This window comes from Kitasatospora sp. NPDC059577 (genome assembly GCF_042735475.1).
GTDB lineage: Bacteria > Actinomycetota > Actinomycetes > Streptomycetales > Streptomycetaceae > Kitasatospora.
The window spans coordinates 38,052-50,696 of record NZ_JBHWBZ010000024.1; the positions used below are offsets into that span (position 1 = coordinate 38,052).

Here is a 12,645-nt window from a genome sequence, read left to right on the forward strand (position 1 = left end):
CGGAAGCATCGTCGGGAGAACCTCGTGATCATCGTTACCGGAGCCACCGGAAAGCTCGGCCGCCGCACCGTCGAGCGCCTCCTGGAGCGCGTCCCCGCCGACCGCGTCGGCGTCAGCGTCCGCGACCCCCGCAAGGCCCAGGACCTCGCCGACCGCGGCGTCCGTGTCCGGCAGGGCAGTTTCGACGACCCCGACACGCTCGTGCACGCCTTCGAAGGAGCCGAGCAGCTGCTCCTCGTCTCCCTCGACCGCACGGGCGAGGAGTGCGTCAGCGGCCACCGTGCCGCCATCGACGCCGCCGTGAAGGCCGAGGTCGGCCGCATCCTCTACACCAGCCAGACGGGCGCCGCCCACGACTCCCGCTTCCCGGCCTGCCGGGACCACGCCAGGACCGAGGACCTGCTGCGTGCCACCGGCCTGCCCTGGACCGCGCTGCGCAACGGCTTCTACGCGGCCAGCGCCCTGCAGTTCCTGGAGTCCGCCCGCCACACCGGCGATATCGCCCTTCCCGCCGACGGCCCTGTCGCCTGGACCGGCCACGACGACCTCGCCGAGGCCACCGCGGCGATCATCCTCGATGAGGGCCGCTTCGACGGGCCCACCCCGCCGCTCACCGGCCCGGCGGCACTCGACTTCGACACCGTCGCCGAGATCGCGTCACAGGCCACCGGGCGCCCCTTCACCCGCACCGTCGTCCCCGACGACGCCTTCCGCGAGCAGGTCCTGGCGCACGGCGTCCCGGCCCCGATCGCCGACCTGCTGCTGGGCATCTTCGACGCAGCGCGGAATGGCGAGTTCACCACGGTCGACCCGACGCTCGCCGAGCTGATCGGACGGGAACCCGCCACCTTCCGCGCCCAGTTGGACCAGGCCTGGGCCGAATAGATCCAGCGGGGCGCACAGACGGCCCGGCCTGACTCGGCGCCCACGAAGGCTCGTTCTCCCTCGCCCGAGGCCGTCGATCGCCGGATCGGCGGCCTCGGGCACAGACCCCGAGCTCCGCACCGGATCCGCACCATCCCGAAGGTTCCCGTGCGCCACCCCCAATCGGTGCTGGTCACAGGATGTCGCCGGGCCTGCCGAGGGTGGCGCGCCGAGCCCGTGCCGGGTTGCGGCAGTCTCGGCATCGGGGCGTCATGGCAGGAGACAGGAGAGACGCGCCAACCGCTGTACCGGGCGTGGGACCTTCCGTGGCAGCTCAAGAGTGCAGGAGACCTTCATGCAGACCGTGCGCACCTCGCAACAGATCAGCCAGGACGTCATCGCCTACATGGAACCCGCCCTCCGCGCGGCCGTGGCCAGGCTCGACGAGCCGGTGCGGCGGATGACGGAGTACCACTTCGGGTGGGTGGACGCCGGAGGCGGTCCGACGTCACCGGTCGGATTCCGGCGGCGGCCCGCGCTGCTCGCCCTGCTGTGTGCGGGGAGCAGCCCACAGGCATGGGACGCGGTCCGCACGGCGGCCGTCGCCGGCACACTGATGTCGGCCGGTGGGACGGTCCACGACGACATCATCGACCGCGAGATGCTCCGCAAGGGCCGGCCGACCCTCTGGGCGGAGTTCGGTGAGCCGGCCGCGATCCAGGTCGGGGTCGCGCTGCACTGTCTCGCCTTCGAGCTCCTTGCGGAGACGGGGGACCGGGTCTCCGTGGAGCTGATCGCCCGGGCCGCGCGCGCGATCCGGGAGTGCTGCTCGGGGCAGGTCAGCGACCTGGAGTCCGAGGGCACCTCCACGATGAGCCTGGACCTCTCGCTGGAGCTGCTGGAAAGCACCATCGCCCGGCCCACCGCCGGTGTCTGTCTTGCCGGTGCGCTGGTGCGGGGCGCGGGCGAGGAGGAACTGGTCGCCTCCGAGCGGTTCGGCCACCACGCCGGGATGGCGATGGCCTTCTTCGACGACTGGGAGGGTGTCTGGGGCACCTCACGCGACGCCCTCGAAGATCCGCTGGCCGACCTGCGGCGACGCAAGTCCCGGGCCTTCGCCGCGGTGGCCCTCGGCAACGCCGGCCCGGCCCGTGACCAGCTCGCCGCCTTCTACGACGACACCTCCGAACCGACCCTCGACCGGCTCCGGCACGTCGCCGGCCTGATCGAGGAGTGCGGAGGCCGCGCCTGGGTGGAGGCGCAGATCCGTGAGCACATCGGGCTGGCCCTCGCCGTCCTGCCGCGGGCTGTCCCGGACCCGGTGGCGCAGGCGGAACTCGCCGCGTTCGTCAGCGCCATCGCGGACGAGCTGCCCTGACGGAGGTCGCGAAGGGCGCGAGCCTCCGGGGACGGGCGGCCCCGCTCCCGACCGGCCCCGCAGCGCTGCGCCGGGGGGTGTCCGGAGCTCGTGGGCGGCCCCTCCACCGCCGCACCCGCATCCGGCTGCGCCACCGCTGGACCAACGCCCGGTGAAGCGTCGCCCCGGCTCGTCCACCCCCGCGCACCGGACCGGACCGGACCAGGGTCCGCTGTCGCTTCCGCCGACCGCAGCCACCGCGTGACCGCGGGTGGGCGGGCCGCCGACGTGCGAGGACGGACACACAGGCTTCCGTGTCGTCCGGGTGAGAGTTCCGGAGCCGGGGCGTGCCCCGCCACCCCGGCGGCACGCACAGGCTATGCCTGTCGGGACGAGCGGAGCCGGCGGATAGGACAGGAGCGGACGGTGCTGTCCAGGACGAGGGCCCGGATGCGGGAGGGAGCCGGGCGGGCGACGGAGGCGACCGCGGTCGCGCTGGACCGGCGCCTGCCCCTGTTCGACGGCGCGAAGGGAGTGGTCCGGAAGATCTTCCCCGACCACTGGTCCTTCCTGCTGGGCGAACTCGCGCTCTACAGCTTCGTACTGCTGCTCCTGACCGGCGTGTTCCTCACTTTCTTCTTCGATCCCTCCATGGCGGAGGTGGTGTACCGCGGCCGCTACGCACCGCTGGAGGGGATCCGGGTGAGTCAGGCCTACTCCTCGACCCTCGCGATCAGCTTCGACGTCCGCGGCGGCCTGCTGGTTCGCCAGATGCACCACTGGGCGGCCCTGCTCTTCACCTCCGCCATCGGCGTCCACCTGCTGCGGGTGTTCTTCACCGGGGCCTTCCGTCGCCCCCGCGAGGTGAACTGGCTGATCGGCCTGACCCTCTTCCAGGTCGCCCTCCTGGAGGGCTTCGCCGGCTACTCCCTGCCGGACGACCTGCTCTCCGGCACCGGCCTGCGCACCGCGCAGGGCTTCGTGCTGTCCGTCCCGCTGGTCGGCAGCTACCTGGCCTCCTTCCTGTGGGGCGGCGACTACCCGGGGCAGGACATCGTCCCGCGGCTCTACACCACCCACATCCTGCTGCTGCCCGGCCTGCTGGTCGCGCTGATCACCGCGCACCTGATCCTGGTCTTCCACCTGACCCACACCCAGTGGGCCGGGCCGGGGCGCACCAACCGGAACGTGGTCGGCAAGCCGCTGTTCGCGACGTTCACCGTCAAGACGGTCGCCCTGATGATGGCGGTCTTCGGCGTCCTGACGCTCGCCGCCGCGATCGCCCAGATCAACCCGATCTGGCAGTACGGGCCCTACCGCCCGGACCAGGCGTCCACGGACGCGCAGCCCGACTGGTACATGGGGTTCATCGAGGGGGCGCTGCGGCTCATGCCGGGTGCCGAGACGAGCCTGTGGGGCCACACCGTCTCCTGGAACCCGCTGATCCCGGCCGTCCTGTTCCCGCTGCTGTTCTTCGCCTGCCTCTACGCGTACCCGTTCCTGGAGCAGTGGGTCACCGGGGAGCACGGTGAGCAGCACCTGTGCGACCGGCCGCGCAACCGGCCCACCCGGACCGCGCTGGGGGTGGCCGGGACGGTGTTCTACGCGGTCCTGCTGGTGGCGGGTGGTCAGGACGTGGTGGCGCGGCTCCTGGACGTGTCGGTGGAGGGCCTGGACCGGGTGCTGCGGGTGCTGGTGTTCGTCGGTCCGGTCGTGGCGTTCTGGCTGGCCAAGCGACTGGCGCTGGCGCTGCAGGCGCACGAGCGGGAGCTGCTCGTGGAGGGGGCGGAGTCCGGGTTCGTCCGGCAGGGCATCGAGGGCGGCTTCCACGAGGGGAACCGACCGCTGCCGCGCGGCCGCCGGTACGCGCTGACCGTGCGGAACATGCCCCGTCCGCTGCCCGCACCGGCGCGGGGTGCGTCGCGGCGGGAACGGCTGCGGGTGCGGGTGAGCCGCTGGTTCTACCAGGACCGGGTGGAGCTGCCGACGCCCGCGGAGATCGCCGGGGCCGCGCCGGAGGAGGGCGTGACGCCCGACCGGGCCGGCGTGCCGGGCGACTGAACCCCGGGGGCGACGTCACCCGCCGCCGAGCGACCGGTGGCGGTGGGCGACCGCGTGTCAGTCCTCCCGGCCCGCGTACTGGAAGTACGCCCCGAAGACTCCGGCGGCCGTCACTCCGGCGCCGATCAGGACGATCCACAGCGCGTAGACCACCCCGAGGCCGAGCAGGGCCAGCCCCGCCGCGGTGAGCGCCGGGTAGTAGCTGCGGGGCCCGAAGAACTCCAGCGGGCCGGCGCCCTCGACGATCTGCGCGTCGGTGCGGTCCTGGGGGCGTCCGCTGTGCCGGGTGTGCTGGACCCAGAAGAAGAACGCGACCAGCGTCGACATCAGGAAGGCGATGGTGAGCGCGGCCTTGCCGGCGGGCTCGCTCGCGAAGTAGCCGTAGACGACGGCGGCGGCGCCGAAGAACGCGGCGATGCCGCCGAACAGGCAGGACTCGCCCTTCACCGGCTCTCCTCCAGGGCGTCCATGGCCTGCCGTGAGTAGTCGGGGTGGTGGAGGTCGAAGGCCGGGCCCTCGGACCGGATGCGCGGCAGCGCGTGGAAGTTGTGGCGCGGCGGCGGGCAGGAGGTGGCCCATTCGAGGGAGCGCCCGTAGCCCCACGGATCATCCTCGGTGACCTTCGGCGCGTACCTGGCCGTGTGCCAGACGTTGTAGAGGAACGGCAGGGTGGACGCGCCGAGCAGGAACGCGCCGATCGAGGAGACGGTGTTGAGGGTGGTGAAGCCGTCCGAGGCGAGGTAGTCGGCGTAGCGGCGGGGCATGCCCTGGGCGCCGAGCCAGTGCTGGACCAGGAAGGTGGCCTGGAACGCGGGCAGCAGCAGCCAGAAGTGGATCCGCCCGAGCCGTTCGTCCAGCATCTTCCCGGTGATCTTGGGCCACCAGAAGTAGAACCCGGCGAAGGTCGCGAACACGACCGTGCCGAACAGCACGTAGTGCAGGTGGGCGACGACGAAGTAGCTGTCGGTCACGTGGAAGTCGATGGGCGGCGCGGCCAGCAGCACCCCGGTCAGCCCGCCGAGGAGGAAGGTGACCAGGAATCCGAGGGAGAAGAGCATCGGTGTCTCGAAGGAGAGCGAGCCGTTCCACAGGGTGCCGACCCAGTTGAAGAACTTCACCCCGGTCGGCACCGCGATGAGGAAGGACGCGAGGGAGAAGAACGGCAGCAGCACCTGGCCGGTCGCGAACATGTGGTGCGCCCACACCACCGCCGAGAGCGCGGTGATGGCGATCGTCGCACCGATCAGGCCGTAGTAGCCGAAGACCGGCTTGCGGCTGAAGACCGGCAGGATCTCGGTGACGATGCCGAAGAAGGGCAGCGCCACGATGTAGACCTCGGGGTGGCCGAAGAACCAGAACAGGTGCTGCCAGAGCAGCGCGCCGCCGTTCGCCGCGTCGAAGACGTGCGCGCCGAACTTGCGGTCCGCCTCCAGGCAGAGCAGCGCCGCGGTGAGCACCGGGAACGCGAACAGCGCCAGGATCGAGGTGAACAGCACGTTCCAGGTGAAGATCGGCATCCGGAAGAGGGTCATCCCGGGGGCGCGCAGGCACGCGATGGTGGTGATGAAGTTGACGGCGCCCAGGATCGTGCTGACGCCCGCCACCGCCAGGCCCATCGTCCACAGGTCGGCGCCGGTGCCGGGGCTGTGGACGGGCCCGTTGAGCGGCGCGTAGGCGAACCAGCCGAACGCGGCGGCGCCGTCGGTGGTCAGGTACCCGCCGACGACCATCAACCCGCCCAGCAGGTAGACCCAGTACGTGAAGGCGTTCAGACGGGGGAAGGCGACGTCCGGCGACCCGATCTGCAGCGGCATCACCGCGTTGGCGAACCCGGCGAACGTCGGCGTCGCGAAGAGCAGCATCATGATCGTGCCGTGGATGGTGAACAGCTGGTTGTACTCCTGGTTGCTCATCAACTGCATTCCGGGGCGAGCGAGTTCGGCGCGCATCAGCATGGCGAGCAGGCCGGCGAACAGGAAGAAGCCGAACGCGGTGGTGAGGTACAGGTTCCCGATCACCTTGTGGTCCGTGGTGCTCAGCCAGCGCAGGACCGCCCGGCCGCGCCTGAGCCTGGTGGCGGATCCGGCCGGAGGGGCGGCGACGGTGCCGGTCATGCGGCGGCTCCTCGGTGAACGGGCGGACCGACGGGTGCGTGTTCATCGAACCACCTACCGTGACGACCGCACGGCAGACCCGCCCGGCGCCGCCCGGCCCACGCCGCGCGGCCGGCGCGGAGGACGGCTCCGTTCCCGCAGGTCTGGTCAGGGCCGCGCCGGCGACCGCCTCGCCGCCCCCGAAGTCGGGCGGCGGGGAGTCCACACGGCACTCACGGTGAGTGATCAGCGCGGGGCAGTGCGCGAAGGCCGACCCCGACGATTCCCGGGCGACCCGGCTTGTAGGCTCTCGTGGAACAGCTCTGATTCTTGAAGGGGGAGCCCGGTGCGCGCCCGTCGGTGGACAACTGTGGTCGCTGGAGTCGTCGCGCTGAGTAGCCCGACGGTCGCGTACGCCCGCGGCGGGGGCGGTAGTCACGGCCACGGGTCCGGGGGCAGCGGGGGCGGCGGCAGCAGCCACGGCAGTGGCTTCCACGGGTCGGGCGGCGGCGGCTTCGGTTACGGATTCGGCTCCGGTGTCGGAGCCGGTGGCGGTGGGCTCGTCGCCCTGTTGGTGATCGTGGCCGTGGTCCTCCTGATCCTGTGGTTCGCGCACCGGCGCCGGAAGGCGGCGCAGGCGGTCGGTCTGAACACGGTGTCGGACCGTACGGCGCACCGCGCGGACGCGCAGGCGCGCGAGCGCGCCGCCCGGGTCGGGGCCCGGGTCGACGCCATCGCCGACACGGATGCGACCTTCGACCGCGCCGCGCTCGAGCGCCGGGCCGTCTGGCTGTACGTGACCGCCCAACATGCCTGGACCCACCACGATCACGCCACGTTGCAGCAGATCCTGTCCCCGGTGCTCTACGGCAAGTGGGCCGACGAGCTGCGGGACTACGAGTCACGCGGCGAGGTCAACGTCGTGGAGATCGTCTCCGGCCCGGTGGTCGAGCTGGTCGACGTCGCGAACCGCGCGGGCGAGGTGAACGACACCGTCACCTTCCGGATCACCGCGACGCTCAAGGACTACGTACGCCGCAGCCACGGCCCGGACGCCGTGCGCAAGGACGGCTCGACGCGCCCGGTCGAGTACTGGACGCTGCGCAAGAGCCGGGCCGGAGAGTGGATCGTGTCGTCGGTGGAGCAGGCGGCCGAGGGTGCGCACCACCTGACCAGCGCCATCGAGACGGACGGCTGGGACCAGAAGGAGGTCGCTCGCGAGGCGGTGCTGGAGGTGGCCGGGAAGACCGCGGTCAAGGGTGCGAGTGACATCCTGTCGCTCACCAACATCTCGTGGAGCACGGATGCCGACACCGCCGTCGGCGATCTGAGCGTGCTCGACGGCCGGTTCGACAAGGCGGTCTTCGAGGTCGCCGTCGAGCGGTTCCTCGAAGAGTGGGTCATGAACGACGGCAGCCTGGACTTCACGTCCGTGCGCACGGTCGACCGGACCGTCATGCGTAACGCCGTCGTCAGGTCCGTCACGGTGCGCTCGCTGGTCTCACGCGACCCGATCGTCCTCCGTGTCGCGGTCGACGCGGAGGGCGTCTACTACGAGGTCGACCGGCGCACCGAGCAGGTACTCCGTGGCGACGCACACAAGCGCAGGCCGCTCACCTTCGCGTTCGATCTCCGGCTGGACGACACGTCGACCGAGGCGTGGACCGTGATCGCCACCGACGTGGAGTAGCTGGAGCCCGCGCCGGGGCCGCGCCGTACGTGCGGTCGCGCCCGGCCCTGCTCCGGCCCCAGGGATTCTCGCGCTTCGCCCGGTGGATCCCGGTGAGCCCGGCACTGGACCCTCCCACCGTAGGGGAGTCCACCATGACGGCGTGCGCGACGAACTTCTCACCATCGGGCGCGTGGCCCGATGACCGCCAGGCACCGGTCGTTCGTTCTCACCGTTCCGAGGGACCTGCCGCCCCGCACGAACGGATCGTCCCCGCCGTCACGGCCTGCGCCGACGCCTTCCTCGACCCGCCCATCGCCAGCCTCGGTCACCGCGGCATCGAGAAGGCCGGGAAGCTGGTGGGCACATGGCTCCGGCGCACCGACGACCCCAGTCGGACCTGCGCCGGCCCGTCGGGTCCGCCTGGCCCTGTGGTCCGCTCGGTCCGCGGGCTCCGCAACCGCCGGCCCGTCGGCGGGTGCCCGTACGGGTACCCGAAGGGGCACCCGGGTCTGCCCTTCGGTCCCTGGCGCCGCGGCCACCGCGCGCGTTATGCAGGAAGGGTTGCTGTTCCACCGCCGGAAGAGGCCCCCCTTGCATGCCCCCTTGCACGCCCGACACACCAGGGCCCAGACCTCCGGACGCACCGGAACGCCGGTCCGTACGCCGCGCGCGGGCGGCCGGGCACCGGGGCCGGACCTGATGGCGCTGCAGGCGACCGCCGGGAACCGGGCCGTCGTCCAGATGCTCCGTCAGGCGGCGGGCCCGGCCGGGCGGACCGGCGCGGCGGTGCAGCGCTCCGCCGTCCACGACGTCCTGAGCACGCCCGGCCGGCCGCTGGAGGCCGCCGTCCGCTCCGAGATGGAGGGCCGGATGGGCGCCGACTTCTCCGCCGTCCGCATCCACGACGACAGCGCCGCCCAGGCCTCCGCCGCCGAGGTCGGCGCCCGCGCCTACACCTCCGGCAACCACGTCGTCATCGGGGCGGGCGGCGGCGACCGGCACACCCTGGCCCACGAGCTCACCCACGTCCTCCAGCAGCGCCGGGGCCCCGTCGCGGGTAGCGACAACGGCTCCGGGCTCAAGGTCTCCGACCCGTCCGACCGCTTCGAGCGCGAGGCCGAGGCCAACGCCGTCCGGGTGATGCGCAAGGCGGTTCCCGGGTCCGCCGCCGCCGACCGGGCCGCCGGGGAACGGGCCGGGCAGCACGCGCACGAGGACGAGCACTGTGCCGGCCACGGCGCGGGCCCCCTGGCCGGGGAAGCGGTCCTGCAACGGGCGGCCGCCTTCCAGCCGTTCAGCAACATGACGGCCGGCAACACGGCGATCGGCGGCATCCAGACCGACGTGCTGGGCGAGGCCGGCCTCGTCTACGCGGGCGGCGGAACCCTCGGCAACTGGGTCTACCTGGAACGGATGCTCAGCAACACCGGGGGCGGATCGTCGCCCGGCGAACCCGCGGACATCACCGCCATCAGGACCGTCGACAGCGGCCTGGTGCGCGCCAACGGGCAGCAGAACGCGGCCACCGCGATGCACGCGATCAACGGCGACTTCACCGCCGGCGCCAACGACACCGCCACGAACATCTTCATGGGCTCGGCCAAGTCGAACACCCAGGAGCACTTCAACAAGGTCGAACGTCCCATCCGCGCCTCGATGCAGAGCGGCACCCACGGACTCGCCGCGGGCTACGAGCAGTGGATCGCCGCCAACCAGCCGATCGACCTCGGCGACGGCAAGATCGGCTTCGCCGCCCCGGGGCAGACCGTCCAGGGCACCCAGTCGAGCGCGACGGCCCTGGCGCCCTACCAGCAGTCGCACCCGACCGTCACCCACGTCCTGGACCCGGCCGCCCCCATCAAGAACCCCAACGCCAGGTGGCCCAAGATGATCCACTACCGGGTGACACCGCACTACACGTACAGCAGCGATCCGGCACAGTGGCCCCAGTTCCTGAAGGACAACCTCGCGGCGGCCCAGCAGCTCGTGGACGACGAGCAGCTCAAGCCGGTGAACCAGCAGGACCAGCAGGCACTGGCCAACGAGATCGCGGCCATCAACCTCCTGAAGCTGCGCGCGCACCAGCTGTTCCCCGCGACGTACACCTGCGAGGCCGACTACTACCTCGCCTCCTACAACCCGCAGGCGCCCTGGTACCACGGCCACGACCTGGACACGTACGACGCGGAGGTCTGAGGTAGCCCATGCACGACGACCAGCACGACGACCGACCCGGCGGCGAGCACGACGGCGAGCACGACGGCCCCGGCCGGACGGCGCGCCCCGGGGTCTTCCTCGCCCACGCGCCCGCGGACGCCGACCGGGCCGCCGCCCTGGACACCCGGCTGCGCGCCGGCGGCCTCCGGACCGCCCTGGACGAGTCCCGCGACCTCTCCGACGAGCTGCCGGCCGAACCGGTCCTGCAGGAACTGGGCGCCTGCGGGCTGTTCCTGCTCGTCTGGTCCCGGGCCGCGGCCGACGACCCCCACGTCCTGGAACAGCGCCGGTACGCGGCCTCGTTCGACAAGCCCTGCCTGGTCTGGCCGCTCGACGCGACGGCCCTGCCGCCCGGGGAGGGCCCGGTCGAACGGCTGCCGGCCGGCAGTGACGACCGGGCAGTGGACGCCGCGGTCCACCGGCTGCTCGGCACCCGGCCCTCCGACGCCCGGCCCGCCGACGCGCCCGGGGCGGGCCCGGCGGGCTCCGGGGCCGTGGAGCCCGGCCACTGGACGATCGAGAGTGACGACCCGTCCGGGGAGTCCCTGGACGTCGACCTCACCGCCTCGGCGGACGCGGCCGTGCCGGACGACTCCGTCGAGGGCGGCCACCTGACGGGCACCCACCACCGGGCGGGACTGCGGGGCGAGGTCACCGGCCGCTGGTGGTTCGCCCCGGAGGAGGGCCGGCTCGACCTGGAGCTGTCGTCCTCCTTCGGGCTGCGCCCGATGCGCGAACGACGGCACCTCCGGATCCTGGACGTCGACGGCCACACCCTCACCGCCGAGGACCTGCACGGCATCGCCGACCCTCGGCACTACCGGCTCACCCGCGACCACTGACCCGGCCCCTCGACGGGCGGGGAGTCACCGGCGAACACCCGCCCCGCTCCCCGCCGTGACACCGCACCGACCCACCCGCCGCACCGACCCACCGCCGCGCCGCCACACCGGACCCACCGCCGCGCCGCCACACCGGACCCACCACCGCCCCGCCCGTCGCGACGGGTTGCAGTCGCGACGGGTTGCAACCGATCGCGTTGCAACCGATCGGGTGCACTGGACGCACGTTCAGACGAAGGCGCCCACCGATCGCAAGCGCCCGGTCCTCCGGCCCAGAAGACTTCAATGGCTCCACTGTCCACATGGGTGAGAGGACCAAGGTGAAGTCCAGTCAGAATCCGGTGACCGCCGTCCGCTGGAGACGCCGGCTCGCCAGGGCGGCGGGTACCGCCCTGGCGTTGACGCTCGTGCCCTTCGGCATGTCGCTCGTCGCACCGCAGGCCGCGAGCGCGGCCACGCTTCCGGGCGGGCTCGGGCCGTGCCTGGGCGCGGACTGCCCGGCAACGTTCCCGCCGGTGAACAACGGCCCCTTCGCGGGCCGCGACGCCGGTGTCAGCATCTTCGTCGGCGGCGACTTCAACGTCCGGGGTTCGGCCGCGGAGGCCGAGGGCCACGTGGTGACCCTCGGCAACTTCGACATGAACAAGGCCGCCGGAGCCAGCGCCGCGTACAACGTCGGCATCGCCGGCGTCGGCTCACGCGTCCCCCCGCCCGACGGCGCCGACTTCCTCACCGCCGGTGGCAACGTCACCGTGGCACCGGGCCAGCGGCTCCTGGCGGACGGCGGCGTCGTCCGCTACGCGGGCACGGCCACCGGCACCATCACCGGCACCAAGACCCAGGACGCGCAGGCCGTCGCGGCCTACGCGCCGCTGCGCGGCCGGCTGCAGACCGCCAGCGAGTGCTACGCCGGGACCGCAACGCCCCGCCCCGCCACGGGCACCGCCGTCAACCAGGGCTACCAGACCCTGTTCACCGGTGACGGCACCTCCGCGCTGCAGGTCTTCAACGTCGACTTCGACATCGCCGGCCGCGGCGGCTCGACGCAGGGCATCGCCTTCGCCGGCATCCCCTCGACCGCGACGGTGCTCGTCAACCTCGTGGGCGGTGCCCGCACCATCAACACCTACAGCGGCAGCCTCCAGGACACCGACCCCTGGAACCAGCTCCGCGAGCGCCTCCTGTGGAACTTCCCCACTGCGACGTCCGTCACCCTCACCGGGTCGGGCCAGTTCCAGGGCAGCGTGCTGGTCGGCAACCCGGCCAGCTCCACCACGGTGAACCTGCCCGGCACCGCCGGACGGTTCTTCACCACCGGCTCCCTGCTGCACAACTCCGGTTCGGGCATGACCGGCACCGAGTTCCACGCCTACCCCTTCAACGGCAACCTGCCGGACTGCGGCAACGCCCCGGCACCCACCGCCGCGACCAGCGTGACGAAGGCCGACTCCGCCACCTCGCAGCCGCTGGCCGGCGCCACCTTCCAGCTCTGGCGCGAGACCAACGGCATCCCCGGCCTGCAGACCACCGGCGTCAACC

9 protein-coding genes and 1 pseudogene are annotated in these 12,645 nt (G+C 72.4%); 8 read left to right on the top strand and 2 right to left on the bottom strand.

What is annotated here, in order from left to right:
• The first annotated feature begins 24 nt into the window (after positions 1-24).
• The 3 genes from ACFV0O_RS20180 to ACFV0O_RS20190 all read left to right on the top strand — a co-directional run bounded on the left by ACFV0O_RS20180 (position 25) and on the right by ACFV0O_RS20190 (position 4,282).
• Positions 25-885 carry an SDR family oxidoreductase gene (locus ACFV0O_RS20180; protein ID WP_380343443.1) on the top strand — a complete coding sequence of 287 codons (861 nt, stop codon included), beginning with the start codon at positions 25-27 and terminating at the stop codon, positions 883-885.
• Positions 886-1,219: 334 nt separating this feature from the next.
• Positions 1,220-2,242, top strand: coding sequence for a polyprenyl synthetase family protein (locus ACFV0O_RS20185; RefSeq protein WP_380343446.1), 1,023 nt, complete (start codon positions 1,220-1,222; stop codon positions 2,240-2,242).
• A gap of 429 nt (positions 2,243-2,671) precedes the next feature.
• Complete coding sequence (locus tag ACFV0O_RS20190; protein ID WP_380343602.1) at positions 2,672-4,282, top strand: cytochrome bc complex cytochrome b subunit; 1,611 nt, start codon at positions 2,672-2,674, stop codon at positions 4,280-4,282.
• Positions 4,283-4,339: 57 nt separating this feature from the next.
• Here ACFV0O_RS20190 and ACFV0O_RS20195 read toward each other — a convergent pair whose 3' ends face one another.
• Both ACFV0O_RS20195 and ctaD read right to left on the bottom strand, forming a co-directional pair.
• Entirely contained in the window at positions 4,340-4,729 is a 390-nt protein-coding gene (locus ACFV0O_RS20195) for a cytochrome c oxidase subunit 4 (protein WP_380343449.1), read from the bottom strand.
• A complete protein-coding gene (gene ctaD / locus ACFV0O_RS20200; protein ID WP_380343451.1) occupies positions 4,726-6,396 on the bottom strand; it encodes a cytochrome c oxidase subunit I in 1,671 nt (556 codons plus the stop codon). Before ctaD ends, ACFV0O_RS20195 begins: the two co-directional genes overlap by 4 nt.
• A 553-nt stretch (positions 6,397-6,949) precedes the next feature.
• Here ctaD and ACFV0O_RS20205 point away from each other — a divergent pair.
• The 5 genes and pseudogenes from ACFV0O_RS20205 to ACFV0O_RS20225 form a co-directional block, all read left to right on the top strand.
• Positions 6,950-8,065, top strand: a complete 1,116-nt coding sequence (locus tag ACFV0O_RS20205) for a TIM44-like domain-containing protein (RefSeq protein WP_380343604.1) — start codon at positions 6,950-6,952, stop codon at positions 8,063-8,065.
• Positions 8,066-8,233: 168 nt separating this feature from the next.
• Positions 8,234-8,442: pseudogene (locus ACFV0O_RS20210) on the top strand (DUF4872 domain-containing protein); the annotation flags it as partial.
• A 154-nt stretch (positions 8,443-8,596) separates the two neighbouring features.
• Complete coding sequence (locus ACFV0O_RS20215; RefSeq protein ID WP_380343453.1) at positions 8,597-10,243, top strand: DUF4157 domain-containing protein; 1,647 nt, start codon at positions 8,597-8,599, stop codon at positions 10,241-10,243.
• 8 nt (positions 10,244-10,251) lie between these two features.
• Complete coding sequence (locus tag ACFV0O_RS20220; RefSeq protein ID WP_380343455.1) at positions 10,252-11,106, top strand: hypothetical protein; 855 nt, start codon at positions 10,252-10,254, stop codon at positions 11,104-11,106.
• A gap of 302 nt (positions 11,107-11,408) precedes the next feature.
• The coding region (locus tag ACFV0O_RS20225) for a choice-of-anchor A family protein (RefSeq protein ID WP_380343457.1) at positions 11,409-12,645 on the top strand (1,237 nt) is incomplete at its 3' end.

What these genes read in the sequence shown, in the direction of transcription:
- ACFV0O_RS20185 (WP_380343446.1), top strand. Translation starts at nt 1,220, where the DNA reads ATGCAGACCGTGCGCACCTCGCAACAGATCAGCCAGGACGTCATCGCC.
- ACFV0O_RS20190 (WP_380343602.1), top strand. Translation starts at nt 2,672, where the DNA reads ATGCGGGAGGGAGCCGGGCGGGCGACGGAGGCGACCGCGGTCGCGCTG.
- ctaD (WP_380343451.1), bottom strand. Translation starts at nt 6,396, where the DNA reads ATGACCGGCACCGTCGCCGCCCCTCCGGCCGGATCCGCCACCAGGCTC.
- ACFV0O_RS20215 (WP_380343453.1), top strand. Translation starts at nt 8,597, where the DNA reads ATGCAGGAAGGGTTGCTGTTCCACCGCCGGAAGAGGCCCCCCTTGCAT.
- ACFV0O_RS20220 (WP_380343455.1), top strand. Translation starts at nt 10,252, where the DNA reads ATGCACGACGACCAGCACGACGACCGACCCGGCGGCGAGCACGACGGC.